This is a genomic window from Williamsia sp. R60, assembly GCF_054063855.1.
Genome location: NZ_JBSSGR010000002.1, coordinates 17,220 through 43,382, shown reverse-complemented (window position 1 = coordinate 43,382; position 26,163 = coordinate 17,220). Strand labels below are relative to the sequence as shown.

The window sequence follows — 26,163 nt, the reverse complement described above, 5'->3', positions numbered from 1 at the left end:
ATCAGCGGTGACTTTGGCCGTACATAGACGGGCGCGCTGGCACAGGAGACCGAGACGATGACGGAGCTCGAGCCCGCCGGCACCATCGCCGTCGGCGGCCCCTACTTCGATGAACTCGCAGTGGGCCAGGTATTCGACACCGCCCCTTCGATGACACTCACCAGCGGGGCCGCGGCGCTACATCAGGCCATCCTCGGCGATCGTTTGAGACTTGCGCTTGACGCCCACCTGTCCGAGAAGGTCACCGGACGGTCAACCCCTCTGGCACATCCCGGGCTCGTCTGTGACGTCGCCATCGGACAATCGACACTCGCCACCCATCACGTGAAGGCGAACCTCTTCTACCGAGGACTGCGTTTCCATTCCTTCCCGCATGTCGGCGACACCCTCAGCACTCGCACGGAAGTGGTTGGGCTACGTGCCAATTCGGCGAAGCCCGGCCGACGGCCCACCGGGTTGGCGGCCCTGCGGATGGAGACCACGGATCAAGATGGCCGCAAGGTGCTCGACTTCCACCGGTGCGCGATGATCCCGGTGTCCGATGAGCCGGGAAACGACCGTCCAGTGCCGGCGGACGACCTCGGGCTGATCGGCCCGGACAGCGAGGCGGGCTTGTCTGTCCCTGAGTGGTGGAACCTGTCCGCCCTCCCGCCATCGAGTCCAGAATGGACCGCCGCACGTACCGGCACCACGTTCTCCAGTAGCGCTGACGTGGTGTCGAGCGCACCAGAACTCGCCCGGTTGACATTGAACATTGCTGCGACACATCATGATTCCCGCGTGAACGGCGGCCGGCGGCTCGTCTACGGCGGCCATACGATCGGGATCGCGTTGGCCCAGGCGACCCGCGCGCTACCGAATCTGGTGACCGTACTCGGCTGGCAGTCCTGCGATCATCTCGGACCCGTGCACGAAGGCGACACCATCACCAGTCAGTTGCAGGTGGAGTCATGCGAATCGATCGGCGGCGCCGCAGTGGTGCGGCTGAGGTCGATTGCCTACGTGGTGCCCGATGACACGGGTGGTGAGTCCGAGCGCCCCGACACGGGTGTGCCAGTGCTCGACTGGCGGTTCACCGTGTTGACAACCTGACCCACTTCGCGCGATCGCTCACCGCTGGCTCGACGGATTGATGAGCTGCGGTACTAGTTCGTCCTGACCGTGTCGTGATGGCCACAGCTCACACCGAATGGGGTGTTGGCCAATTACTTTCCACTCACCGACGGACGCATCGCACCTCGCTCACGCAGGTATCGGCATGAAGGTCCACCGAAACGCCCCGGTGGTCGATGTCGACTTGTACGGACAGACGGCACTGATCGATCCGCAGCCCGTTTACCGGCAGATCCGCGACGCGGGCTCGGTGGTGTGGCTACCGAAACACAAGGTGTGGGCGATGGGTCGCTTCGTCGACGTCAGGAGCGCACTTCGGGACGATGCCACCTTTCGTAGCGGCTCCGGGGTCGCGGCGAACCCGGTCGCGAATCTACTCGGACGCAAGACCGGGTTGTCCAGCGATGATGAACGACATTCGGCCCGTCGTCGAATACTGATGCAGTCGTTGATATCACGCGCAATCCGGCCGTCGTTACCCATCCTTCGCGACGAAGCACGCGCGACCGTGGACCGGCTGCTGGAACGGGACTCATTCGACGGAGTTGCGGACTTCGCCTCCCGGCTTCCGATCGCAGCAATTGCAGATCTCGTCGGTGTCGAGGTCGGACCGCAGCAGTTACTCACTTGGGGTGCCGGGACATTCGACATTCTCGGTCCGCTGAACCGACGGGCTATCGACGCGACTCCGGCGGCTTTGGGGTTGCTGCTCTACACGATGCGGCTGCGCCGTTCACAGGTCACGCCCGATGGATGGGCGGCCAGTGTCTTCGATGCTGCCGACCGCGGAGAGATCAGCAGGTCCGAGGCGCGAACCATGGTGATCGACTTCGTGGCACCGAGTCTCGACACCACCATCCTCGCGACGGGCCAACTGCTCTGGAGCCTGGGCCGCGATCCGCAGGTCTACGCTCAACTCAGAGCCGACCCCGAATTGATCCCTACCGCTGTGGTCGAGGCGGTACGTGTGGCGCCACCTGTTCGCGGCTTCACTCGAAGGGTGAGTCACGACACGGACATCGACGGTGTCAGGATCCGGGCAGGTGAGCGCGTTGTGCTGCTCTACGCCGCGGCGAACATGGACGAGCGCCACTTCGACGATCCCCAGACGTTCTCACTGCACCGACGAGGCAGCAATCTCGGCTGGGGACACGGGATGCACACGTGTGTCGGTATGCAGCTGTCCAAGCTCGAGATGCAGACCCTGCTGGGCGAGTTGATCACGCGGGTCGAGACCATCGAAGTGTCGGATCCGGTTCCGCTCTCGAACAACTGTCTGCAAGGTTTCGCCTCATTCCGCGCCAGGTTCAGCTGAGTCGCAGGCCGTCACACCTGCGGGGCCGCGTCGGTATACTTCCGATGGCCACGATTGACCGTCGAAAGCGCAGGAGCCCGAGTGACGCAGGGTAATCGACTCGAGCGCCGCAAGGCGCGCACCCGGGCGGCGCTTGTCACCGCTGCGCAGGGTTTCATCGCCGACGGCAGAGTCAATGCGCCCGTCCTGGAGATCACGCAAGCCGCCGACGTCGGAATGGGCTCGTTCTACAACCACTTCGAGAGCAAGGAAGACCTGTTCAGCGCCGCAATCGACAGCGCACTCGAATCGGCCGGGGCGTACCTCGACACCTTGACCGAGGGGCTCGACGACCCGGTCGAGATGTTCACTCAATCATTCCGACTGGCCGGACGGCTGTTCCGCCTCGAGCCAGACCTGAGCCGAGTACTCCTGAACTCGGCGATGTCGCCGATCACCTCGGATCTCGGCCTCGCTCCGCGGTCGCGCCGAGACATCCTGGCCGCATCGCAGCAGGGCCGGTTCGACGTCGAAGACGTTGAGCTCGCGTTGGCGCTCGTGGCGGGATCCCTACTCGCACTGGGGCGTCTTTTGCTGGACGACCCTGATCGTGACAGTGAAGCCGCTGTCGACCGAATGGCGACAGACGTTCTGAGAGCGCTCGGGGTGCCGCTGTCCGAGGCCCATGAACTCTGCCACCAGCCCCTGCCCCCGTCCTACGACTCTGCGCTTCGTTCGGTCATCGAACGAGCCATCCCACCGTCAGATCCCGCCTGATCGTTCAGGAGCTCTGCGGTTGTTCCCTCGCCTACGTCAGTCGGACGAGGACTCCACAGCCTCAAACCCAGAGATTCGAAGCCGACGACGTAGATCAGCGTCCACAGTACGAGCCAGTCGATGAATCCCAGGGCGTTACCGTTCGCACCCGTCGCGACTTCGGGCTCGTGCAGAACGTGCTCTGCGAGCACCGAGTAGTAGAGAAGGAACGTGCCGACTGCCAGCACGAAGGTGAGTATGGCGCGCACCGCTGGACCGAACTTGTTGCCGAATCCATTCGCCCAGAAAATCATCCAGAATGCCCAACACACGCCGATCTGAGCCGGGAACTGATGCAAAACGCTCCCCAACTCATCGGATGCCTGCGAACCGAGCAGAACCTCGGCAAGTGGGATCATCAGGAAATAGATTGCGGTGCCGAGGCAGAGGTTGCCTACCGTTGCGGCAGCAGCGGTCCTACCACCGCCCCCGAACAGCTTCCACGGCCAGTTGTCGAGCGTCTGCCCGGTCAGGATCACAGCCACCACGATCGAGTAGAACCAGCCGAGTACGGTGTCGACCGCCATCAACGGATCGGTCGCGGACAACGACACTGACGGCAACCCGAATACAACATAAAGCGCAAGCGTCGGGACAGCGATGAACGCTATCTCGCACAAGCCGATGAGTGGCTGCGTCATCTTCAGTGCGGTCCACGGCCAGTGCTGCCAATTGAGTACAACCATCACCCAGGTCGCGAAACCGAACAGTACGAACAGCGCGCCGGTGAAGTAGCCGAGCCCACCTTCGCGGCTACCGGCGAAATCGGGAGAGATCGAGCCGAGCCCGCTTCCCAGGAGCCAGGTCACCGCGACGGCAAAGACGGACGTCGATCCCAGGATCGCTACCCCGCGCAGCGGTTGCGAGAATCTGTCGAATCCAGCGAAACCGCAATTGAATCCGACGAAGACGATGAACAGGATCGCCCAGAAGAGAGCAGCATTGAACGGCAGCGGGTAGAAGCTCCACGGACTTGTTGTCGGGTCAGCCAGCACATACCAGGTGACCAGCGAAACAGCGACCACGACAATCAGATTCGCCAACCCGAAGGCCAGCCAGCGACGTCGTGGCGACTCGGGTTCGGCGGTCGGTGGGGCGTCCGGCTTGACGCCTGCGGTTGCGGTCATTGTGTCGTCTCCTCGAGGTGTGTGCGGTTGGCGTCGCAAATATGCGCTGGATCACAGGTCGGCGGGAGGGTTGCGAACGGTTGCAAGGTGAGGCTCGGATCCAGGCCCGCTGCAACGTCCTGCAACCCTGTTGGTTGTGCGCCAGGTCACATAGACATGGATGCATCGGACAGAGCCGATGTGACCCGTGAGGAGTAACCCGATGCGCGCAGCTGTGTATTACGGCCCCAACAAGGTGGAAGTCGCCGACGTACCCGAGCCGTCACCTGGCGAGGGGGAGGTGAAGGTCAAGGTGGGGTTCAACGGGATCTGCGGTACCGACCTCCACGAGTACTACGCAGGGCCGATCTTCATTCCCACCGAACCGCACGCACTCACTCGCCAGCAGATGCCGCTCGTGCTCGGACACGAGTTCTCCGGCACGGTCGTCGAAATCGGCAAAGGGGTGACCGGAACCAAGGTCGGAGACCGCGTCGCGATCGAGCCCCTGTATCGCTGTGGGCAGTGCGGGCCCTGCCAGTCCGGCAACTACAACATCTGCCAGCAGATAGGTTTTCACGGCTTGATGTCCGATGGCGGCATGGCCGAGTTCACTGTCGTTCCAACGAACATGATTCATCATCTACCTGACAACGTCTCACTCGAACTCGGTGCGCTCGTCGAACCGATGTCGGTCGCGTTCCACGCCGCAACACTCGGAGATCCCGAACCTGATGACACCGCAATGGTTTTTGGTGCTGGTCCGATCGGTATCGGGCTGTGGTTCGCGCTCCGCGGAAAGGGCCTGAGCGAGATCTACGTCGTCGAACCGTCTGCTACGCGTCGGGCCTCCATTGAAGCACTCGGCGCGACAACACTGGACCCGACAGCGGTCGACGTGCCGGGCTTCATCGCAGATGCGACGGGAGGCCGCGGTGCCGACGCGATCTACGACGCAGCCGGCGTCCAGCCCGCCGTCGAATCCGCCCTGGCGTGTATCGGCGCACGCAAGCCGCTGATCAGCGTAGCCATCTACGAAAAGCCCCTCACCACACCGTTGCAGCGGATTGTGATGAACGAATCCCGGATTCAGGGGTCGTTGTGCTACACCTCCGCCGACTACGAGTCGGTCATCGATTTGATGTCGCAGGGCAAGTACGACACGACTGGATGGGTCGACAAGATCTCACTCGAGTCGGTGATCGATGACGGCTTCGAGGCGTTACACGCCGGGACAAAGATGAAGGTACTGGTCGACCCCTCGAAAGGACAGTCATGAGCGTCGCTCTCATCACCGGAGGCGGGCAGGGAATCGGACGTGGTGTTGCGCTTCGCCTCGCGAAAGACGGTCATGACATCGCTCTCGTCGATGTCAACATGGAATCGGTCGAGTCCGTCGCCGCCGAGATCCGCGAGATAGGCCGCAAATCAACCACTTTCGTCGCCGACGTCAGTGATCGAGACGCAGTGTTCGCAGCCGTCGACCATACCCACGACTCTCTTGGCGGATTCGACGTCATGATCAACAACGCCGGTATCGCGCAGGTAGCGCCGATCGACGATGTTCGTCCGGCCGACGTTCAGAAGATCTGGGCAGTCAACGTCGATGGCGTCTTATGGGGAATACAGGCTGCAGCAGCGAAGTTCAAGTCCATCGGCAACAGAGGCAAGATCATCAACGCCTCGTCCATCGCCGGGCACGACGGATTCGCGATGCTCGGCGTCTACAGTGCCACCAAGTTCGCGGTACGCGCCCTGACTCAGGCGGTGGCCAAGGAGTATGCGGCACATGGCATAACCGTCAACGCCTACTGCCCAGGCGTCGTCGGGACCGACATGTGGGTGACCATCGACAAGCGATTCGCCGAACTCACCGGCGCCGCGGAAGGCGCGACGTACAACAAGTTCGTGGATGGTATTGCGCTCGGGCGCGCCCAGACCCCGGAAGATGTCGCCGCATTCGTGTCGTATCTGTCCGGCCCGGACTCGGACTACATGACAGGCCAGGCTGCATTGATCGATGGTGGACTGGTCTTCCGATAGCCCACCTCCTCGATGGTGTTGGAGCACAACAGAGATGACTCGTTCACCAGGCCCTGAACCGGCCTTGTCCGCGGGCGAGGATCCCGTCCGTTACGCACAGATTCTGTCTGCTGTGTATGACGCGACCATGGCCGGAGGGAAATCTCCCGCACGTCCGCGCGAAGTGGTCGGCGCTTCCTGGCGCCGTCTGCGCGGCCTCGGAATCGATCCTGAACAACCCCGTCCGGGCGTTGCGCACATGGACATTGCGGAACTGGAGTTCAGGCGACGCGAATCAGGGTTGTCCGAGATCCTCGGCGACCTGGCGCAAGGGTTGCAATCAGTTGTGCGGGACGGGGAGAACATCCTCGTGGTCGCCGACCACCATGGACGGGTGTTGTGGCGCAGCGGCTCTGCGTCGGTATTGGATCGCGCGAACGCACTGGGCCTCTCCGAAGGAGCGAGTTGGGCAGAAGATGCTGTAGGGACCAACGCCATCGGAACCGCGCTGGTGTCGCGTCGGGCGGTACAGATCTTCTCGGCGGAGCACTATGTCCGCAGCCACCATCCGTGGACATGCGCCGGAGCTCCCATCAAGGACCCCAGGACCGGCCATGTCGTCGGCGCGGTGGACGTCAGCGGCCCGGCCAGAACGGTCCACCCGACCACCTTGGCTTTGGTCGATACCGTTGCTCGACTGGCCGAGTCACGGTTGCGAGAAGTTCATCGGCAGCATCTGGACCGGTTGCGGTCGATCGCCGCGCCGATGCTCGCCCGGTTGCAGTCCCCTGCTCTCGCCGTGGACTCCGACGGGTGGATTGCGGCGGTCGAGTCGGTTGCGTTGCGAGACCGCGTCCTGTTGCCGGACGACCTCGCCATCGGCCGGCGCTGGTTGCCCGAACTCGGGGTGTGCGACTTCGAGCCTCTACCCGGCGGCTGGCTTGTCCGTCCGTGCGGTTCAAGACCCGGCGAATCCGCCTCCGGCACCGGGATGGTCACGACCATCAGCATCAATCTGCGTCAGTCCCAACACCCTCGAGTCCACATACGCAGCGAAGTCGGCGAGTGGACGCACGAGCCCACACCCCGCCACACCGAGATCCTCTATCTGCTCGCGGTGCATCGAGAGGGCCGCAGCGCAGCCCAACTGGCTGTCGATCTGTTCGGGACCGGAGGACGCGACATCACCGCCCGGGCCGAGATGTCGCGTCTCAGAAAGCACTTCGCGGGAATCGTGCTGGCGCAGCCTTACCGATTCGACGAGAGAGCCGGAGTCGAACTTTTACTTCCCGCCGACCTCGAGAACCTCCTGCCATACTCCACCGCGCCCGCGATCGTGCGGGCACGGCGCCCAGATGGGCCAATACTCGACCCGTGAGTGGCGCTCGATGAAGACCGGGCACCGTCCACCGTGTTAGTCAGGTACAGCAGTCACAGTCGTGGCCCGATGCGCCACCCCTCTCGACTACCGGTGAGGGACAACATGTGTCGCCCTTCCAAGCGTTGACGCCCTCGCGCACTGCAATGACGGCAATGAGCAGGGCGGCGATCGGGTCTGCCCAGGACCAGCCGACGGCGCTGTTGAGCACCAATCCCAGTAGCACTATCGCCGAGAGGTAGGTGCACAGCAACGTCTGTTTGGAGTCGGCAACAGCGGTCAACGAGCCGAGTTCTCGTCCCGCCCGACGTTGCGCCCAGGACAAGATGGGCATGACGAGCACACTGGTGGCCGTCAGAACGATACCGACGACCGAGTGGCGGGCTTCTCCCCCGCCCGCCAAAGCGCGCAGTGCGTCAATGGTCACGTACAACGCGAGAGCAAAAAACGAGAAGGCGATGATGCGTAGGGCAGTCTTCTCGCGGTCCTCTGGTTTCTTGCCGGCGAACTGCCAGGCCACCGCCGCCGCGGACGACACTTCGATGATCGAGTCGAGACCGAAACCGATCAGGGCGACCGACGACACTCGTGCGCCCTCGCTGATCGCAACGATCGCCTCGACCACGTTGTAGGCGATGGTGATCGCCACGAACCACTGAATTCTTCTGGCCAGCAACTGCTTACGCGTCACGACTACACCTTCAGCAGCGGCCCGCCCCGGCACACCCAGGTCCTGAGCCATCAGCAGCAGTTCTGTGTTGGAGCAGCGCCGCAGCAGTCGGGGTCCACCGCCAGCACCACACCGAGCAGATCATTCAGCGCCACACCGATTCTGGCGTCGGCCAACTCATAGCGGCTTCGCCGACCTTCCGGCACAGCAACCACCAGTCCGCACCCCCGCAGGCACGCCAGATGGTTGGACAAGGTTTGGCGAGAGACGCCGATTCGGTCGGCAAGGTCTGATGGGTAGGCCGGACCATCCCGCAAGATCATCAACACCTCGGTACGGGTCACGTCCGAGAGTGCATAGCCGAATCGGGACAGCGCATCTCGATGCATCGCAGCGATGATCACCCACTGATAGTACATAGAATTCTGAATTCAGCGAAGCCTTGATCGATCCGCCCTCGCCGATCCGTATGCCCTACAGCGCGCTGCCGGCCACCCACTGCTCCCAGGGAATGCTCCAGTCACCGTTCTGCCATTGCTCCAACGGCGGGCCGCCGGTGTTGCGCACCTCGACAACATCTCCCGTGACCGACAGGTCGTAGAACCACCGGGCGTTGTCCGGGTTCAGGTTCAGGCAGCCCGAGGACATGTTCGTGTTGCCTTGTTGGGCGATGGTGTCCTCGAGTTGGTGCAGGTAGATCCCGTCATTGCTGATGCGGGTGGCGTAGTAGATGGTCTCGCGGTAGCCGAGCCGGGAGTTGACCGGAAGGCCATAGGTCGAGGAGTCCATGATCACCGGGTTGGCCTTGCTGAGGACGGTATAGACGCCTGATTGGGTCCAGAAATGGATGGTTTTGCCGTTGACGGTTTCGGTGCCGCCGCGGCCCATCGAGGTGGGCATCGTGCGTGCGAGTTGCCCGTTGACGTACACGCTGACTTGCTTGGTGGTGTCGTCGGCGATGGACACGTGGGAGTCGCCGATCGTGAATGAGCAGACGGCGTTGTCCTGGCCGTAGAGCCCGTTTCCGAGGTCGATGCCGTACACGTCAGCGCGTGCTGTGACCCGCGTACCCGGCGCGTAATACTCACGAGGGCGCCAATGCACGTTCTGATCATCGAGCCAGCTCCACTGGCCTTCCACGGCGGGCTCGGTCTGGATCGACAGGCACCGTTGAGCGGCTGTCCGGTCGGGCACCGGTTCGTCGAAATGCACCACCGTCACGATGCCGATTCCGAACGTGGCGCCGTCGACCAGCGCATTACCACCGGTGGTGACAAAGGACGGCATGGTCAGATTGTTCGGCGCCAGGGTGCTGAACGAGCTCGAATGAGTACGGGTGCGGCCCTCGTCGTCACGCGTAGTCACCTGCAGTGCATACGTTTTGGTGTACCCCAGCGGCGTCTCGGGTTTCCACGCGGCCCGATCGGGTGTCATCACTCCAGGGACGACGCGGCCCTCGTTGTTCGTCATCACCACATCGACCAGAGTTCCTTGGGTCACCGAGACCAACACCGGACCCAGCGGGTCGAAGTTCGCCGCACCCGCGGCCGGTTCGAAGGTCACCACCGCCTCTGGAGGAGGCGCCGGTGCGGACTTTTTCTGTGCGGAAGATCCGCCGTCCGTCGAGCACGCGGCCACCACAGCCGCCAGCGCACCTCCCCCGGCGATGAGCAGCCCGCGCCGACTGATCAGACCACCTTGATCCCGATGGCTTTCGACCACTCGACACACTCCTCCACGACGACTACCTACAGACTGCTGACAGTTTACGGATTCTTTAAGAAAACCGTCATCCGTCCGATCGGGCCCGGGGCCGGCAATCAGCCGCGGAGTCGCCGTTTGGCCCGCTCGCGCGAGATCGGGCCGACATCTGGGTGGCGACCGGGGAGCACAGCCGCATGCTGCTGGCCGGGGCCTGGCCCACGCCGAGCTGCGAGGGCGTCTGTGATGACTCCTGCGGTGAGGGCGTACACGATCGGGTGAGACCACTTCCGCACCACGGTTGATGCCGACGTACAACGGTGAACAAGACTGTCGGTTCGCCCGAGCACTCGAAGGGAGGTCGAGCGCGTAGATGCAGAGCTACGGTAGCGGTCGTGAACAGCTCCGAGACCTCGGACGATTCGCCGACTCGAACGCCATCGTTCGACGACATCGCAGGGCGGGTCCGTGAGCTTTGCCTGGTCCACCCCGAGGTTCACGAAGAGCAGGCTTGGGTGGGCCTCCGATGGTGCGTCGGCACCAAGACATTCGCTCACGTCCTCGACATCGTCGACGGCCATCCTCCGGCTTACGCCACTGCTGCGGACACGGACGGACCCACGTCGGTCCTCATGTTCCGATCGGGCGGCGACGAACTCGAGGCCTTACGTCACACCGGCGCCCCCTTCTTTGCCACGTCATGGCGCCGTGACGAAATCGGGCTGATGCTCGGGCATGAGACGGATTGGGAAGAAGTCGCCGAACTGCTGACCGAGAGCTATCTACTGCGCGCACCGCAGAGACTCAGGGGCGACGGGCAGTAATTGTCGCGCAACGTATGCCGGGCCGACAATCATTTTCAGTCATCATCAGCCGCATCGAACTCGGCGCGGGCCCTCTCGATGTCGGGCATGTGCGCGGTGGCCCACTGGAGGATGACATCGATGGGCGGGCGGAGCGTCTTTCCCAGCGGGGTGATCCGGTACTCGACCGCGACCGGTCGCGAGCTGAGCAGCACCCGTTCCACGATCCCGTTCCTCTCGAGCTTGCGAAGCGTTGCGGTGAGGGACTTCTGGGTGACAACCGGAATCAATCGCCGCAATTCGTTGAAACGACGTGGGCGCTCACAGAGCTCGTTGAGGACCGCCAACGACCACTTGTCGAGCACCTGGTCCAGCAGTTCGCGGTGTGGTGCGCTGACCGTGAGTTCGGCCGCCGAGGTATCCGTCATGAAACCTGGTCTCCTTGAAGTGTCCTTGATGTACCAGGTATCAAATCTATACCTACCCCGACAAGCACCAGGAGAGAAACATGCCCGTCGATTACTCCACCCCCGCAGGCATGACCCAGCCGACGCCTTACCACCACGTCGCAGTGGGTACCGGGTCACGGCACGTGCACGTCAGTGGCCAGATCGCGCGTCTCGGCGACGGAACGCCGGTGGCTCCCGACGACCTGGCCGGACAGGTCGAGCAGGCTCTGCGCAACACAGCGACAGGATTGGCTGGTGCCGGTGCCACCTTCTCGGACGTGCTGCGACTGACGTTCTATGTCACGCACTGGACGCCAGAAAAGATCACCGAGTTCATGTCTGGAGTCGAGCGCGTCTCTGCCGAGATCGGATTGCCGCAACCGATTCCGCCCGCCTCACTGATCGGCGTCGACTACCTCTTCGAACCCGACGTCCTTGTCGAAGTCGAGGCCACCGCCATCCTCGACTGACGGGCGCGACCGATCGCCGATGGTGTGTGCGTACTAGCCGTTCGCGTGGACAGCAGACTGCCCGACAACGGCATTGGTGTCACCGATCAGTCGGCGCAAGAACGCTTCCTGCTCCTGCCTCCCATGCCTCGCGGCGCGCTCGGTGCCGCCCGGAATCAGCCTGAACCACGCAGTGCGTGCAAGATTGATCGGTATTCTCAAGGCCGGGTACCACGGAGGAACCCAGGCAGGCAGCCCAAGGCGTTTCATCGCCGCCGGTCCCAGAAACGCGCTGGTCACCGACAGGTGCTGGGCGCGGGCAATGCGGCCGCGCACGCCCGGCAGGTTCGGGTAGTTCCAGGACAGCGGGTCGTTCATCATCGGTAGCGCCATCTGTCGGCTGGTGTCATCGGGATTGGTGATCGCGCCAAGGCAGTGATGCAACAGCGCCACCCCATCGTGGAAGGTGCGTGGCAGCCACTGCTCCTCTACCCCGATCAGCCAGCCGACGTACCGGGTCAGGTGGGCGGCAGCTTCCATATCGCTGCGCGAGGGAATGAGACCGAAGGCCATACCACCTACGATGGGGGCCAGCAATGCACCCAAAAGGGTTGCTGCCATGTCGGTTTGGTTGATGGGGATACCCCACTCGTCGGTGCACCAATCGGGCATCGCACCCACGTGCCTGCGCACGATGGAGTGGATGAGGCGCACGTGCAGAGTGGATTGATAGCCCTGCCCGAACTTGGCCATGCCGTGGTCGCTCGAGATGTCCATGGCCCATTGGAGTGTCTCGGCGAACCGTCGGGCAGGTCCGGTTTCGAGCGCACCGGTACGAATGAGCGTCTTGTTGAATCCGGACGCGAGGTAGCCCCCTAGAAACGACACGTCTCGCGAGAAGTACAGCGAATCAGTACCACCTGAGCGATAAACCCGCTCTCCGTGCCGCAGGAGACCGTCGTCAACCCAGTCAGGGGTGTCTTCGACCATCTCGAAAAAGAGGCGAAGGGGCGGCGGCGCATCCGGCATGGTGTCGATCCCGGTACGCAGGGCCTGGTCGAAGAGTGGCCGCGTGTCCGCCATGCCCTCGGCGTACATCCAGTCGACGAGACGGTCCATCGGGTCATCACCGATCAGCAACGATTCGCCCAACGCAGCCCACCTTTGGGGAGTGGGGCTCCCTATCCTCAGCAAGCGGGCGAACGGGCCGAGTCCCGGGCCTTTACGGGGCTTGCGGGGATGCCGGGTGGGTACTGCTGCTGATGGTGTCATCGGGATTGTCCTCCGGTGATGCGGTGATGCCGTACTTGATGAGGGGCACGAGAGTTGTGCGAACGAACCGACGGGCTTGCTCGTGGTCGGTGAAGTCGACGCTCCCCCCGCTTCCAGGAGTGAGCATCAGTGAATGCGATAGTCGGGCAACCAGTTCGGCGATCGGCCTCGGGTCGTAGCGGGCAATGACCCCAGCCTGTTGGGCGTGGTCGAGGAGCCCGACGATGTAGTCGATGCCGATACCGACGAGCCGCTCGCCCTGCACGGTGTAAAAGGTGAGGGCTTCTTCGGGCGCGACACGAAGGAGCTGTGTCACCAACGTGTGGATGCGGGTCTGCAGCAGCACGTGAAGCACCGTCTCTTCGATCTGGGCGTCGACCCCTGGCGCAGTCGTCGCGATTGCCGTGACCTCGGCCAACATTCGGCGTGTCTCGCGCTCGAGCACCGCCTCGATCAGATTGTCTTTGCCCACGAACCGGCGGTGAATCGTGGCCCTGTTCATCCCGATTCGGCGGGCAATGTCTTCCAGACTCGCCCGACGAATCCCTACCTGGAGGATCCGGTCGAGCGTGGCGTCCATGATTTTCTCGTCGACTTCGTCGGGCTCTACCGTCATGTAACGACTCTACAAACCGTGTTGCATTGCGTCGACTACCCGGAGACGTCACGGGATGTCCAATACGTTCGGCAACCCCGCGCGCCATCGGTCGCGATCCAGTTGACGCGCGCCGTCGAACTCGGCGATCGTGGTGTGCTGCCACAGCCGTGCCCGGGAGGCGTTTGATCCCGACGCATCGAGCACAGCGTTCGCAGCATTGCGGCCGCCCTCGTTCGCGCTTTCCATTGTCGCGAGATCGATCTGGCTGCGGCAATAGTCGCCGGCCAGGAACAGGTTCGGTATCCCGGTGCCCGCATTGGGCCGGTTGTCCCAGGAGCCGGCCGTGTTGATCAGCAACGGGTCCTCGTTCGTCAGTGCACGGGTCTGTGGATTCCAACCGATACCCGGATCGAGGAACCAGCCCTTCAAGTTTGCGTCGGTCAATTTGTCTGGCAACAACAATCGACCCGACTGCGTGGTCACGACCTGGTGCCAGGTCTCCCGGGCTATCTCTTCTGGGCTGCACTGTTTGGCGGTCTTGCCGGTCAACGATCCTGGCGTGTTCCACTCGGAGATGTCCACCGACAAAATGTCGCGGACCGTGCCATCCCCGTAGTCGCGGGCGATGTTGCGGCCATGCCAGAACTGGCCCTGCTGGATGCCGGTCAGCCGCCACGGCGATTCGATGAACCCTATGTGCCCCGGAGCGATGGACTCATTGATGTCGAGGTAGAACTGGATGCCGGTCATCCAGTCGGAGAACAACTTCGAGATCCGCTCGAGCGAGGGATCAAGATTCAGCACGTCCGGCGCCAAGAGAGGAACCACCTTCTCGGGCGGCACTGCCAACACGAACCAATCTGCGGGCACCTCTGTCGGGCGGCCGCTTGCGTCGGTCATCCGAGCCGATGCGATTCGTCCGTCCGCGGTGGTCAGCGACTGCAGTGTGCTGCCCATTTCGAACCGAACGCCCATTCCGCGCAGGTGCGCCACCCATGGGTCGATCCACGCCTCGTTCGTGGGCGCATTCAAGACCATGTCCGGATAGCCCTGCGACCCGCGGTTGATGATGTTCAGGAGGAATGCTTCGGCCATGTTGCAGATGGTTCGGGCGCTGGCAATGTTCTCCTTCGCCGCAACCAGAGTCCTGGTGACAGTGGAGATCACCCACAGATAGTTCGGATGGGCGTTCTCGGCGCGGGCGAAATGGGCAAATGTCTGGTACTCATATTGACCGAACCGCCGCTCGTCGCAGCTGGTGAAGTACACCAGCAACCTCTGTGCCAGACCCAGCAGGTCCAGATAGGGCAGCCGCGGCGCGTAGATCAACCCGCCGAGCAGCGACTTGACCAACCGTTCCGGGTGAGCAGCCAGACCGATCGCGTTGAAGTCCAAAGCGAACGGCGCAGTGATCTCAGGGCCGTTGTACGCCCCCGTGGCGGTCAGGGCCGGCACCAGATTGTCGCGAACCCCGTTTGGATTGCCACGGAACGGTATTCGCCGCATCGTGTCCGGAACAGCCTGATAGAAGCCAGGAAAGAAGCGAAACCCGTGCTCACCGGGCAGGGGTTTTCGCCCACCACCGAACGGCATCGTGGTGGCATCCATGCTGCGAGCTTTGCCGCCGAGCGCGCGCCGTTCGTACACGGTGACCTCGTAGCCGCGTTCGGCCAGTTCATGGGCCGCGGTCAACCCCGCGATACCTCCACCGAGAACGGCCACCCGGCGATCGGTGGGCGGAGTGGCCCACGCCTGCCCCAGGCCCAGATGTCCAGCCGCAGCCGTGCCCGCCACGGCCGCGGACCCCATCGCCATCCCGCGCAACACCGCGCGGCGAGAAACCCCCGAATTGTCCATGTCATTACGCCTTCGTAGGCCAGGGACGCGCGGACCATGCATCTAGATCCAACACATCCATGGGAAGTCAATGCCACAACTATAGATACACTGTTGCATCGTTCAGTACTGGGAATTGCCCGAACACCGAAAATCAGCCCACCGGCGCGACCGCCACCTCACCGCACGACAGTGCCATTCATGATTGTTACAATTGCTACTGACATGGTCTGGCCGATGAAAGGTACCGATGACCCACACCTCACCCTGGGTGACTCCTGATCTCGAAGCTTTGCGTGGACTGATCAAGTCGTTCCTCGACAAGCACGTCATCCCGAACACCGAGAAGTACACGTCGCAACACCATGTGGATCGCGATCTGTGGAACCAGGCCGGCGAATTGGGCCTGCTGTGCATGTCGATTCCAGAGGAGTACGGCGGCGGCGGCGGGACGTTCGCGCACGAGGCGGTATTGATCGAAGAGCAAGCGCGAGCAGGTGATTCGTCGTGGGGCGTGAGCTTGCACAACGGGATCGTCGCCCATTACCTGCTCGAGTACGGATCAGAGGAGCAGAAGCAACGGTGGTTGCCGAAGATGGCAACGGGCGAGGTTGTCGGCGCCATCGCGATGACAGAACCCGGCACGGGCTCCGATCTGCAGAACATCTCGACCAAAGCGATCCGCGACGCAGACGAATACGTGATCGACGGGTCCAAGACGTTCATCACAAACGGATCGCAGGCCGACCTCATCATCGTGGTGGCCAAGACCGACACCAGCAAAGGCGCAGACGGCATCTCCTTGATTCTCGTCGAGGGTGACCGGCAGGGTTTCCGCCGCGGCCGGATTCTGGACAAGATCGGGCAGCGCGGACAGGACACGTCGGAATTGTTCTTCGACAGCGTCCGGGTACCGACCGCGAACCTCCTGGGGACCGATGAAGGATTGGGCTTTGTCCAACTGATGCAGCAGCTACCTCAGGAGCGGTTGATCATCGCAGTGGCGTCGGTCGCCGGGATGGAGTCTGCCGTCGCCCAGACGCTGGCCTACACCAAAGAGCGGACGGCGTTCGGCCGCCCAATTTTCGGGTTCCAGAACACCAAGTTCAAACTCGCCGAAGCCGCGACGGAGACAACGATTGCCCGCGTCTTCGTCGACGACTGCATCTGCAAACACCTCGCCGGCAACCTCGACATCCCCACGGTGGCCATGGCCAAGTGGTGGACCTCGGACCGCGCGATGACAGTGCTCGACGACTGCATGCAACTCTTCGGTGGATACGGGTACATGAGCGAGTACCCCATCGGCCGCATGTGGGCAGATGGGCGGGTTCAGAAGATCTACGCCGGAACCAACGAGATCATGAAGGAGATCATCGCGCGCTCACTATGATTCAGCTCTCGGCTTGTGAAAGTCCTTGTTCGAAGCTGAACACGCCGGTCGGGTCGTACTGCGCTTTGATCGCCTTCAATCGTTCGACGCCGGATCCCCAGTAGGCGGTTTGCCAGTCGGCCATGTCGGCGTTCGGGACGTTGCTGTACGCCCCGGAAACGTAGGGTGCCAACGCTTTCGTGAAGTCGTCCACCCACGACAAGCACACTGTCGACAGGGGATCCGCCGACGCGGCCTCCGCTCCCCTTGTTCCCCATCCGGCACCGGGCTCGGCGTAGAAGATCGCGTTGCGGTGCGCGAATACCGACCCACCGGACGGCTCGGTCTGGGTCACCGCGCCCCCGAAGGCGTTGGTGAAGTAGTTGCACTCTGCAGTCGGAGCAGTCGCGATGTACCGACAGACCAGGTCGATCGCTTCCGGCGGGAACGGTTCTGAGATGAACTGGGACTGGAACTTCCATTTGGCCGGCTCGTCCTCGGTCGGAATCTGGAATGCCGTGTAGGTGTCGACCCAACTCGCGTCCGACGTTGTCACCTCTGGCGCACCGACGGACAGGATCGGACCGAGCAGTTCCAACGCCTCGTGTGGTGTCCCCGATGCCAGAACACCCAAGAGTTGGATCTGTTCGCTGTTGATCTCGATCTGACTGGTGAGCCGGTTGTCCGTCGTCGGCGCCGAGCGCTGCCACGCATCGAACACAGCGTGCAGGTGGTCGAGACCAGACCATGTGGCGGTGACGTAGATCGTCTGCGTCAGCGGATGGACGCGGTAGGTCAACGACGTCACGATCCCGAAGTTGCCGTTGCCTGCACCACGTAGCGCCCAGAGCAGATCCGGGTTACTCGTCTCGTCGACCGTGAGGACCTCTGCACCTCGGTCATTGTCAGCGACGACTATCTCGGCTGCCAACAAGTTGTCCGATGCCATGCCGAGGTAGCGGGTCAACAGACCGAAACCGCCTCCGAGCGTGGCGCCGACCAGTCCGACCGTGCCCTCGGTTCCCGTCGGTGCCGCAAAACCCGCACGCCCCAATGAAGTGACGGCTTCGAGTTGGTTGAGCCCGGCGCCCACCGTCGCCGTCTGTGATTCCGCGTTCAGCGACACCGATTTCATCTCGCTGACATCGATCACGATGCCGTCGTCGACGCTCGACCAACCCTCGAGGCAATGTCCCCCGCTACGTACCCGAAGCGAAACAGCGTTCTGCCGTGCCCATGTGAGCGCATTGACGACGTCGTCGGTCACCTGCGGATACACGACAACCTGGGGCGTTTGGGTGAACAGCAGGTTCCATCCGGAACTCGCCTCTTGATACTGCGGGTCCCCGGGGCGCACGATTCGGCCGGTCAGTTCCACCGGCCCGGACACCCGTTTGCTCACTCGGTCACCTCGACAACCGCGTCGACAGCGTCGCCACCGGCAGGTTCGGTCTCGAGCACCTCACGGTTGAAGATCATCATCTTGGCGAAGTACACGCCACCCAACAGGATCAGGCCGGCGACGATCACGTTCGACGAGGTGGAGTCACCTGGAGTGACCAACACGAACAGCGCGAAGGCAACCCAGATCAAGGCTGCCACGGCAATAGGTAGTTCGAAGCGGCCGAGGCTGAACCCGTCCTCTTTTCTATCCAGCCGCTTGCGCACCACCAGATAGAGCACAACGATGGCGCCGTAGATGAGCGCAGGCAGAAGTGTCGAGGCGGTGATCAGCTTGATCAGCGCATCTCCGGGCAGCACGACCAACAAGACGACACCGACGACCAGGATGAGGAGCGTGGCCGGTACCGGGGTCTGGGTGCGGGGATTGACCTTACGCATCAGCCCATGTGCCGGGAACCGTTCATCACGGGCCATCGCGAACACCTGACGTGAGCACGCCGCCATCACCACCATTCCGGCGCCGAAGATCGCAAAGACGATGGCAGCCAGCAAGATCCGTTCCATCACCGGACCGAGTTGGTCTCGGATGATCGCTGCGACCGGCGACCCACTCTTACTGATCGCGTCCACATCGTCGATCGCTACGGTCAGCGCGAGCAAGAACAGGAACCCTGCCACCCCGGCGGCGAGCACGGAGGCAACGATCGCGCGCGGCACACTCCGGAACGGATCCTTGGCCTCCTCGGCGAGATTCGCGGCCGAATCGAATCCCACCAGCGTGGTCAGTCCCATCAGCATTCCGGCCATCAGTCCGCCGCCGATGGCAAAGTAGTTGCTGTCGCCTTCGGTGATTCCCCGCGACGTCAGGTTGCTGACCTCACCGCTACCGGTGAACACCACCACCGCTGCCAGCGCGACAACGAGTATCGCGACGATCGCGAGCTCGACGCCGACAGCACCCGAGGTGATCAAGCCCAGCAAGCGGGTCGACGCGATCACCAAGACAGCCTGAATGATCATGATGATCACCGTGATGATGCGGGCCGTGTCCTCGTTCGGATCCATCCCCACCAGCGGCATGAACGCCTGACTGGCCAGTGCACTGTCCATTGCGACGACTGCCGTCGCCAGGTACCAGAAGGTCAACCAGCCGAACAGCCAACCGACCTTCGGGTTCGCCAGCCTCGATGCCCACTGGTAGGACGAGCCGCTCAACGCGATCCTGGCCGCAAATTGAGCGACCACGAGGGCAACCAATGTCTGGCCGACAGCCGCGAAAAGCCACAGCCAGATACCAACCGGGCCAGCGGTGACCAGCACTTCTCCGTACGTTGCGAAGACTCCCACCGCCACGGAGATGAACGCGAAGGAGATCGCGAACACCTGGAATCCGCCGAGAGTCCGCTGCAACTCGGGACCGGAATCCTGTGGGGGTAAGGGGCTGTCGGCCGATGATTCATCTGTCAGGGGTGTGGGCACGCGAAATACCTCGATCGTTGTACGGAGGGCATCCCGTGCCTGCTGGTCGGAACGTCGGTACAACGCTAACCCGGATTAAGCAGCCTCACACTGAAACTTGCAGTAATGGGTATCTCTGTCTCGAACGAGGTGTTTCTGGCCCGGTCGACCCACGACTCAGAGATCGTCGATCAAGACGATTCCATCCTGGATGGCGCGTGCCACCAGAGCCGCTTTGGTGGGTGCACTTCGACCGACATCCCTGTACTTGACTCGAATGCGGGTGAGGTGTGTGTTGACCGTACCGAGCGAGATGCACAACCTCAGCGCAACAGATGATTTGGAGTCGAGCGCCAGCCACGCTCGCAGCACTTGAACTTCTCGATCGGACAGACCAGGCGAGGGATAGGTGGGAGCAACGGGCATGGCCCGCGCGGCCACGGCCCGGTCCGGCAGCGGCATCTGACGCTGCCGAAGGCGCGCCAGCGCCTCTTCGCGGGTCGGCCGATGCCCCGCTCTGGGCCGACCGGGGTTACCAAAGTGGTTGCGCGGTAACGTCATCTAACACTCCCTTCCGTACGTGGCGCCGATCTTCGACGACCAATACGGACGAGTACACCCGGGCCACCCCGCTACCGATCCCAACAAACCAGACGGCCCTTCCGGGTGCCGAAGCGCTGCCTGGACGGCAGATACTGCACAGCTGTGCAGTATAGGATAGGTTGGCATCCGACCGAACCGAACCATGGCCGCGGACAGGACAAAGCGTGAACACCGTTTCTTCGTTTCGCGCACGCGAATCTGCACGAACCATTCACAGTGTCGACGACACACCGTCGACCCAACGCACAACACTCTCCTGCGAACATCGAGCAATGCTGTTGGTACTACCCGTCGTCGTGGGATGCGTCATCGTTCTCATCGCATTGGCACACTGACGATCGGTACCTGGCGGTGGAGACAGAGAGAGTGGGATAGGTGAACTCAGGCGCTACCGATTCGCCGCGACGACGCGGAGCCGGCAAACAAGCACTGATGACTGCAACACTGCAGTTGATCGGCGAGCGAGGCCTCAACGGCTTCACCTTGCGCGATGTCGCCGAGCGGGTCCACATGTCCGTCGGCTCCACCACCTACCACTTCACCGATCGCGACCAGCTGCTCCGGGCCACCTTGCATCAGTTCTCGAGTTCTGTGGTCGAACGATGTGAGACCCTCATCGCGCAGTGGGACAGCGAGCAATCCACTCCGGAGCAACTTCTCGAGTCGATGCTCGGTGAACTGACCAATCTCTTCGCCGACACCGGTGCCTCGCTCGCGCAGCTCGAGCTCTACGTCGCCGCCTCACGGCATCCCCACCTGGCATCTGCCGCAGCCGACTGCATCGCCGCATATTGCAATCTCATCGAGCACGCGCTCACCGCTGCAGGGGTCGATCCCGCGGCGGCGTCCGCCCGAGCACCTCGAATCGTCTGCTACCTCGACGGTCTCACCCTGCAGAGTGCCGCCACCGGAACACCCATGACGCTGCCGGCCCATGCCGAGACCACTCTCTGGATTCTCGCCACCACAGACGCATAGACCCCACCAACTTCATCCCCCGGCACAGTCGCGGAGGGCACATAGCCACCCACCACCCCGACGGGGACGATCCTGGTGCAAATGGGCCGGCGGCCCGCCAAGATGCCTAGCGCGTTGGCAGGTCGACCATCCGCATGAGTACGTCGACCGTTGCCCGGTTCTCGTCCTCACTGTTGGGATGGCTGAGCATGCTCTCGATGACAAAGACGATCACACGTGTCATCGCCTCCACGTCGGCGCCGGGTGCTCCTGACTGGGTCAGCTCGGACGCAATCCACCCTTCCCATGTCGAGTGAAAACCGCTGTGCCAGCTGTCGATATCGACTGAATGGGATGTGCGCACATGGACGGTGTCCACCAGCCGGTGGTATCGGGTGAGCTCTCGGACCGCCCAGAGGATGCGGTCGCCGAGCGGCCGCTGGCTCAAGGCCGCAAAGCGGGTGAGGGTCTCGGCGTGTACTTCGTCGAGAACCGCGATCAGCAGCTGATCCTTGTCCCGGAAGTACCAATAGATGGTGTTCGCTGTCACGCCCGCCGCGGTCGCGATCTTTCCCATCGTCGTGTTGTCGTAGCCCTCGTCGACGAACAGTGACGTGGCCGCAGCGATGATCTCGGCCCGCTTCTCAGCCCGGTCGACAGGCGCACGGTTCCGGGGCATGCCGGAATCGTATCTTGATTATCGTTCAAGGCGTTGCTACCGTCTTCTTGAACGTTGATCAAGAATGCGGTCGGTGTGTTCTACACACAGCCGCATCCCCACCCGAAGGACTTGCCATGCCTACTGATGCGTCCACCGCGGGTCCCGGCTACTCGCGCACCGACGAATGGTTCGACTCCGAGGGCGTGCGATGCGCGGCGGCCGTTTTCCGTCCGGCTGCTGCAACCGCCGACACGCCTGCAGTGGTGATGGCTCACGGATTCGGCACTCCCCGCGCCGTGCGGCTTTTCAACTACGCGGACGTCTTCGCCCGCGCCGGATACGTGGTTGTCGTGTTCGACTACCGGCACTTCGGAGACAGCGAGGGCGAGCCACGCCAGCTCCTCGACATCTCCAAGCAGCATCAGGACTACCGCAACGCCATCGCCTACGCCCGGGCGCTCGACGGTGCCCGTGCCCGGCGGATTGTCGGTTGGGGGACCTCGTTCGCAGGGGGCCACGTGCTCTCACTTGCGGGCAACGGCGAGGACTTCGCGGCCGCGATCGCACAGGTTCCCCACGTCAGCGGCCCCGCGGCGGTGCGGGCAACCGGTCTGCGCAACACTCTCCGAGTCCTCCCGTCCGCCGTCATCGACCAGACGCGGGCGCTGCTGAAGCGGTCACCGCGCTACATCAATTCAGTCGGTCGACCCGGCGACGTCGCCGTCATGACATCGCCTGACGCGATGGACGCGCGGGACCGACTCATTGCTGAGTCGGGACTGAACATCAGCGATTATCCCGAAACCGTGGCCGCCCGAATACTTCTCAAGATCGGCCTCTATTCCCCGGGGCGCACAGCTGCTGCGATCACATGCCCCACCCTGATCCAGATCATGTCCGATGACGCCGTCACCCCGGCCTCTGTCGCCCAGAAAGTGGCGTCAAAGATCCCGCGCGCAACAGTTCACGTGCATCGCGGCGGTCACTTCGACCCCTACGTGGAGCCGCTGTTCCCGATCGTGGTCGACGAGCAACTGTCGTTCTTGAAGACGGCCGTGCCCCTCGCGCACCCGAAAGGTGAAGGCGCCACACACTGAGCATGGTCTACCTCCCGGTTGTTGGCTGATCACCGGGAGGTGACAACACGGCATTGACGCCGACGGCGGCTGCTCAGCCGGCGCCCAGGAGCTGGCTCATCTGCGAGTAGAACGCGGCCGGGTCTCCGGCCAGCGAAGCCTTCACCATCGCGGTCCAGTCGTCGACGATCACCTCGATCAACCCGTCGGTCAGTCCGTCGAGTGAGCGACGCGGCACGTCGCGGGGATCGATCTTGGGCCCGTCGTACCCGGCGGCGATGTCCGTGTCGGCTGCGCCCAAAAGGACACCTTGCACAAACGTCCCTTGCGATGAAAGCTCGAGCCGCACACCGTTTGTCATGTTCCATTCAGCCGACTTGGCAGCAGAATACGACCCGCTGCCGGGAGCGGTGAACCACGACAGGGCAGACAAGACGTTGACGATCGCGCCACCTCCCTGGGCGGCCAGCACGGGGGCGAACTCCCGGATCACGTCCAGCGTGCCCCAAAAGTGCGTGTCCATCTCGCGGCGGATCTCGGCCAGGTCACCGGTCACCAGAGGCGCGCCGGTGGAGATCCCCGCGTTGTTGACGAGCACCGTGACATCGTTCGCGGCCGCTGCCGCGGCGACGACGGACTGGTGGTCGAGCAGGTCGAGCCGCAACGGCGCCACCCGATCGTCGGCGAACTCCAAGGTCTCGGGGCGGCGGGCCGTCGCGTACACCTTGCTGGCTCCGCGATCGAGCAGCTCGAGTACGTATTGACGGCCGATTCCGCGGTTTGCGCCGGTGACGAGTGCGATCTGGTTGGTGATGTCCATGGGGACCATGCCTTCTACGAGAAGTTCTTTGTTCTTGGGATCGGGCCACATCTGCCCGACATCGGCTACTCTAAAACTTCACGTTGACGTCAAGGGCAAGTCTGTTCGCTGATAGCTCGATCACAGGAGGCGAAGGTATGCGAATCGGAGATGTCGCAGTCCGCGCAGGAGTGAGCACCAGAGCGCTGCGCTATTACGAAGAGCAGGGACTGCTCGAGTCCGAGCGCACCGCGAGTGGTCAACGCACCTACCCTGAGTCCGCCATCGAGCGCGTCAAGCTGATCCAGCAGTTCTTCACCGCCGGCTTGTCCAGCCGGGTAGTTCTGCAATTGCTGCCGTGCGTCGACAGCGGCACAGCCTCCCCCGAGGTCTTCGAGATCCTTGCCTCCGAACGCGACCGCATCACCGCAGCCATGGCAGACCTGGCCGCCGCACGCGACGCCCTCGACCAGATGATCGACATCGCCCACCACCCGACACCCGAGCACTGTCCGGGTCTACGCGAAACCCCCTGGGAAGCCTACGATTCCAGCGGCAACGGCGGCGCCCCAGTTCGCTAGTACACGCCGCGCACGGCTTTGTGCCTCGCGCCCGTGTTCAAACACGGGCGCGAGGCACAAGAACGTGCGGGAGCTACATGCTGGGGGAATTCGGAGCGTCACTCGAATGCTTCCCTGACGACGCACACATCATCGGCGAATAGGAATACTTCGCGCGCCGAATACACCAACGCGGCGTTTCCACGACGTCAACGGTTGTTCGTCGTACGTCCTTACGCCGTATTCGCATTTGCGTCGGCGAAAGTCACTGGCAGTGCTAATCTCCGGCCATGAATGTACGTGGTGTCCAAACACCCAAAGGTTCTCTCTGGCAAAGAAAATCAGTTATCGCGTTGTCGCTGTTGGTCAGTGTTTCCGTAGTGGCGGCCGGCTGCAGTAACAGCGACTCGGCGAGCGAGACTTCATCGACCACCACTGCACCCAGTTCGGTGGGCGAAAGCAACGGCGACATCGACGGCCAATTCGGCATTCCGGAGTTCTATGAACCCCCGTCCCCGCTGCCCAGCGGCGAGCACGGCGAGCTGATTCGCAAAGAAGAGATCGATGCACCCGAAGGCGCACGGGCCTGGCGCATCCTCTACCTGTCAGAGCTGCACGACGGCACACCCGTTGCGGTATCAGGTTTTGTGGTCGCACCGGAGGGCGCCGCGCCCGAGGGTGGACGAAAGGTTGTCGCCTGGGCGCACGGCACCGAGGGCGGCGGCCGCAACTGTGCCCCGTCACTGGCGCCCAAGCCGGCCGTCGACCTGACCGACTACTTCACGTACACCAGCACGTTGCAACAGGATGCGGGCGTACCCGCACTCTCCGAAATGCTCGCCGCCGGATACGTCGTCGTGGCAACCGACTACCAGGGGCTGGGCACTCCGGGCATCCAGCAGTACACGGTGCTCGAATCGGAATCGAACAACGTCTGGGACTCGGTCAAAGCCGCGCAGAAGATCGACGAGACCGGCGCCGGCGACGACATGGTGGTTCTCGGCTGGTCGCAAGGCGGCGGAGCATCGGTGTGGATGTCACAGAACCAGGACTACGGCGCCCCGTTGCGATTGCTCGGCACCGCGGGCCTGGCCCCCGCGGCCGACAACGGCCCTCAGTTCGCCAGACAGGTCCCACCGGGACCGAGCAACGCGACATCGCCCGCGCACGCAGTTGCTCTGCAGTTGAACGTCTTCCGCGGTCTGGCTGGTGCCTACCCTGAACTGAAGGTGTCCGACGTGGTGACCAAGGCCGGCGAAGAGGCCATGGTCGGTGCAGCGCAGCAGTGCATCAACCATCTCGCCTACGTCATCAACTCGAACCTCACAACGCCGCCAGGCGAGACTCTCCTCAACCCCAACATCCCGGCAGATTGGCAGCAGCGCCTCAACGAGAACACCGCCGGCTACAGCGCACCCAAGGTTCCGGTACTGGTGATGCAAGGCACCGCGGACACCGTGGTCAACCCCAACGGCACCACGCAATACATCGCGCGCGCATGTGGATTCGGCCAGCCGGTCGAATACACGATGTACGAGGGTGCCACGCACCAGACCATTCCGAACGACTCGAAGTCCGAGTACCTGACATGGTTCGCCGACCGGTTCAACGGTGCTCCGGCGCCGTCGAACTGCGCGCCCCCCGGAAGTCCGCAGACTGCGCCGTCGCCGATCCCGACGCCGGCGCCGCTCATCCCGGCACCGACGGCCCCCTCGGCACCGGCACCAACTCCGTAAGCCAGAACCGGCAGTTGCCGGCATCCCCGG

26 protein-coding genes are annotated in these 26,163 nt (G+C 63.0%); 13 read left to right on the top strand and 13 right to left on the bottom strand.

Translation table 11 applies throughout. The annotated features are described in order from the left end of the window. The first annotated feature begins 57 nt into the window (after positions 1-57). The 3 genes from ACVWY6_RS06940 (at position 58) to ACVWY6_RS06930 (ending at position 3,184) form a co-directional block, all read left to right on the top strand. The gene (locus ACVWY6_RS06940) at positions 58-1,092 is read left to right on the top strand and encodes a MaoC family dehydratase (RefSeq protein ID WP_457537005.1); all 1,035 of its coding nucleotides are present in this window, start codon (positions 58-60) and stop codon (positions 1,090-1,092) included. Positions 1,093-1,258: 166 nt separating this feature from the next. Further along, entirely contained in the window at positions 1,259-2,428 is a 1,170-nt protein-coding gene (locus ACVWY6_RS06935; protein WP_457537003.1) for a cytochrome P450, read from the top strand. Positions 2,429-2,509: 81 nt separating this feature from the next. Continuing rightward, positions 2,510-3,184 carry a TetR/AcrR family transcriptional regulator gene (locus ACVWY6_RS06930; RefSeq protein WP_457537002.1) on the top strand — a complete coding sequence of 225 codons (675 nt, stop codon included), beginning with the start codon at positions 2,510-2,512 and terminating at the stop codon, positions 3,182-3,184. On the opposite strand, the gene ACVWY6_RS06925 is transcribed toward ACVWY6_RS06930, so the two are convergent. Beyond that, positions 3,124-4,350, bottom strand: coding sequence for a hypothetical protein (locus tag ACVWY6_RS06925; protein WP_457537000.1), 1,227 nt, complete (start codon positions 4,348-4,350; stop codon positions 3,124-3,126). The genes ACVWY6_RS06930 and ACVWY6_RS06925 overlap by 61 nt on opposite strands. A 202-nt stretch (positions 4,351-4,552) precedes the next feature. On the opposite strand from ACVWY6_RS06925, the gene ACVWY6_RS06920 reads away from it, so the two are divergent. Genes ACVWY6_RS06920 through ACVWY6_RS06910 form a run of 3 tightly spaced genes read left to right on the top strand, consistent with a single transcriptional unit; the run spans position 4,553 to position 7,729 of the window. Next, positions 4,553-5,608 carry a 2,3-butanediol dehydrogenase gene (locus tag ACVWY6_RS06920; RefSeq protein ID WP_457536998.1) on the top strand — a complete coding sequence of 352 codons (1,056 nt, stop codon included), beginning with the start codon at positions 4,553-4,555 and terminating at the stop codon, positions 5,606-5,608. Next, a complete protein-coding gene (locus tag ACVWY6_RS06915; protein WP_457536996.1) occupies positions 5,605-6,372 on the top strand; it encodes an acetoin reductase in 768 nt (255 codons plus the stop codon). Before ACVWY6_RS06920 ends, ACVWY6_RS06915 begins: the two co-directional genes overlap by 4 nt. A gap of 34 nt (positions 6,373-6,406) precedes the next feature. Continuing rightward, positions 6,407-7,729, top strand: coding sequence for a GAF domain-containing protein (locus ACVWY6_RS06910; RefSeq protein ID WP_457536994.1), 1,323 nt, complete (start codon positions 6,407-6,409; stop codon positions 7,727-7,729). 40 nt (positions 7,730-7,769) lie between these two features. On the opposite strand, the gene ACVWY6_RS06905 is transcribed toward ACVWY6_RS06910, so the two are convergent. The 3 genes from ACVWY6_RS06905 to ACVWY6_RS06895 are packed head-to-tail and all read right to left on the bottom strand — an operon-like array spanning position 7,770 to position 10,091. Further along, positions 7,770-8,471 (bottom strand): cation diffusion facilitator family transporter, encoded by a 702-nt coding sequence (locus ACVWY6_RS06905; protein ID WP_457536992.1) that lies wholly within the window; start codon positions 8,469-8,471, stop codon positions 7,770-7,772. Beyond that, positions 8,471-8,818 carry an ArsR/SmtB family transcription factor gene (locus tag ACVWY6_RS06900; protein WP_457536990.1) on the bottom strand — a complete coding sequence of 116 codons (348 nt, stop codon included), beginning with the start codon at positions 8,816-8,818 and terminating at the stop codon, positions 8,471-8,473. The genes ACVWY6_RS06905 and ACVWY6_RS06900 overlap by 1 nt, the downstream gene beginning before the upstream one ends. 55 nt (positions 8,819-8,873) lie before the next feature. Next, the gene (locus ACVWY6_RS06895) at positions 8,874-10,091 is read right to left on the bottom strand and encodes a L,D-transpeptidase (RefSeq protein ID WP_457538526.1); all 1,218 of its coding nucleotides are present in this window, start codon (positions 10,089-10,091) and stop codon (positions 8,874-8,876) included. Positions 10,092-10,495: 404 nt separating this feature from the next. Here ACVWY6_RS06895 and ACVWY6_RS06890 point away from each other — a divergent pair, with 404 nt between their 5' ends. After that, positions 10,496-10,924, top strand: a complete 429-nt coding sequence (locus ACVWY6_RS06890; RefSeq protein ID WP_457536988.1) for an MmcQ/YjbR family DNA-binding protein — start codon at positions 10,496-10,498, stop codon at positions 10,922-10,924. Positions 10,925-10,959: 35 nt separating this feature from the next. Here ACVWY6_RS06890 and ACVWY6_RS06885 read toward each other — a convergent pair whose 3' ends face one another. Then, on the bottom strand, positions 10,960-11,331 hold the full coding sequence (locus ACVWY6_RS06885; RefSeq protein ID WP_457536986.1) for a winged helix-turn-helix transcriptional regulator: 372 nt from the start codon (positions 11,329-11,331) through the stop codon (positions 10,960-10,962). Between the two features lie 80 nt (positions 11,332-11,411). Here ACVWY6_RS06885 and ACVWY6_RS06880 point away from each other — a divergent pair, with 80 nt between their 5' ends. After that, the gene (locus tag ACVWY6_RS06880) at positions 11,412-11,822 is read left to right on the top strand and encodes a RidA family protein (RefSeq protein ID WP_457536984.1); all 411 of its coding nucleotides are present in this window, start codon (positions 11,412-11,414) and stop codon (positions 11,820-11,822) included. Between the two features lie 33 nt (positions 11,823-11,855). Here ACVWY6_RS06880 and ACVWY6_RS06875 read toward each other — a convergent pair whose 3' ends face one another. The 3 genes from ACVWY6_RS06875 to ACVWY6_RS06865 are packed head-to-tail and all read right to left on the bottom strand — an operon-like array spanning position 11,856 to position 15,528. Beyond that, positions 11,856-13,073 carry an oxygenase MpaB family protein gene (locus tag ACVWY6_RS06875; RefSeq protein WP_457536982.1) on the bottom strand — a complete coding sequence of 406 codons (1,218 nt, stop codon included), beginning with the start codon at positions 13,071-13,073 and terminating at the stop codon, positions 11,856-11,858. Next, positions 13,024-13,689 (bottom strand): TetR/AcrR family transcriptional regulator, encoded by a 666-nt coding sequence (locus ACVWY6_RS06870; RefSeq protein ID WP_457536980.1) that lies wholly within the window; start codon positions 13,687-13,689, stop codon positions 13,024-13,026. The genes ACVWY6_RS06875 and ACVWY6_RS06870 overlap by 50 nt, the downstream gene beginning before the upstream one ends. A gap of 48 nt (positions 13,690-13,737) precedes the next feature. Beyond that, positions 13,738-15,528, bottom strand: a complete 1,791-nt coding sequence (locus tag ACVWY6_RS06865; protein ID WP_457536978.1) for a hydroxysqualene dehydroxylase — start codon at positions 15,526-15,528, stop codon at positions 13,738-13,740. Positions 15,529-15,757: 229 nt separating this feature from the next. On the opposite strand from ACVWY6_RS06865, the gene ACVWY6_RS06860 reads away from it, so the two are divergent. Then, positions 15,758-16,900: an acyl-CoA dehydrogenase family protein gene (locus tag ACVWY6_RS06860; RefSeq protein ID WP_457536976.1), complete on the top strand. Its 1,143-nt coding sequence runs from the start codon at positions 15,758-15,760 to the stop codon at positions 16,898-16,900. A 1-nt stretch (position 16,901) separates the two neighbouring features. Here the strand turns inward: ACVWY6_RS06860 and ACVWY6_RS06855 are convergent, their stop codons facing one another. The 3 genes from ACVWY6_RS06855 to ACVWY6_RS06845 all read right to left on the bottom strand — a co-directional run bounded on the left by ACVWY6_RS06855 (position 16,902) and on the right by ACVWY6_RS06845 (position 20,302). After that, a complete protein-coding gene (locus tag ACVWY6_RS06855; protein ID WP_457536974.1) occupies positions 16,902-18,281 on the bottom strand; it encodes an FAD-binding oxidoreductase in 1,380 nt (459 codons plus the stop codon). Next, entirely contained in the window at positions 18,278-19,762 is a 1,485-nt protein-coding gene (locus ACVWY6_RS06850; protein ID WP_457536972.1) for an APC family permease, read from the bottom strand. The genes ACVWY6_RS06855 and ACVWY6_RS06850 overlap by 4 nt, the downstream gene beginning before the upstream one ends. 156 nt (positions 19,763-19,918) lie before the next feature. Further along, entirely contained in the window at positions 19,919-20,302 is a 384-nt protein-coding gene (locus tag ACVWY6_RS06845) for a LuxR C-terminal-related transcriptional regulator (RefSeq protein WP_457536970.1), read from the bottom strand. A gap of 474 nt (positions 20,303-20,776) precedes the next feature. On the opposite strand from ACVWY6_RS06845, the gene ACVWY6_RS06840 reads away from it, so the two are divergent. Beyond that, a complete protein-coding gene (locus ACVWY6_RS06840) occupies positions 20,777-21,322 on the top strand; it encodes a TetR/AcrR family transcriptional regulator (RefSeq protein ID WP_457536968.1) in 546 nt (181 codons plus the stop codon). A gap of 106 nt (positions 21,323-21,428) precedes the next feature. Here ACVWY6_RS06840 and ACVWY6_RS06835 read toward each other — a convergent pair whose 3' ends face one another. Continuing rightward, positions 21,429-21,980, bottom strand: coding sequence for a TetR/AcrR family transcriptional regulator (locus tag ACVWY6_RS06835; RefSeq protein WP_457536966.1), 552 nt, complete (start codon positions 21,978-21,980; stop codon positions 21,429-21,431). 116 nt (positions 21,981-22,096) lie between these two features. On the opposite strand from ACVWY6_RS06835, the gene ACVWY6_RS06830 reads away from it, so the two are divergent. Next, a complete protein-coding gene (locus ACVWY6_RS06830; RefSeq protein WP_457536964.1) occupies positions 22,097-23,059 on the top strand; it encodes an alpha/beta hydrolase in 963 nt (320 codons plus the stop codon). A gap of 73 nt (positions 23,060-23,132) precedes the next feature. On the opposite strand, the gene ACVWY6_RS06825 is transcribed toward ACVWY6_RS06830, so the two are convergent. Then, complete coding sequence (locus ACVWY6_RS06825; RefSeq protein WP_457536962.1) at positions 23,133-23,909, bottom strand: SDR family oxidoreductase; 777 nt, start codon at positions 23,907-23,909, stop codon at positions 23,133-23,135. An 86-nt stretch (positions 23,910-23,995) separates the two neighbouring features. Between ACVWY6_RS06825 and ACVWY6_RS06820 the strand changes: the two genes are divergently transcribed. Together ACVWY6_RS06820 and ACVWY6_RS06815 are read left to right on the top strand one after the other, a co-directional pair. Continuing rightward, positions 23,996-24,418 (top strand): MerR family transcriptional regulator, encoded by a 423-nt coding sequence (locus ACVWY6_RS06820; protein ID WP_457536960.1) that lies wholly within the window; start codon positions 23,996-23,998, stop codon positions 24,416-24,418. Between the two features lie 428 nt (positions 24,419-24,846). Continuing rightward, complete coding sequence (locus tag ACVWY6_RS06815) at positions 24,847-26,133, top strand: alpha/beta fold hydrolase (protein WP_457536958.1); 1,287 nt, start codon at positions 24,847-24,849, stop codon at positions 26,131-26,133. Positions 26,134-26,163: the final 30 nt, after the last annotated feature.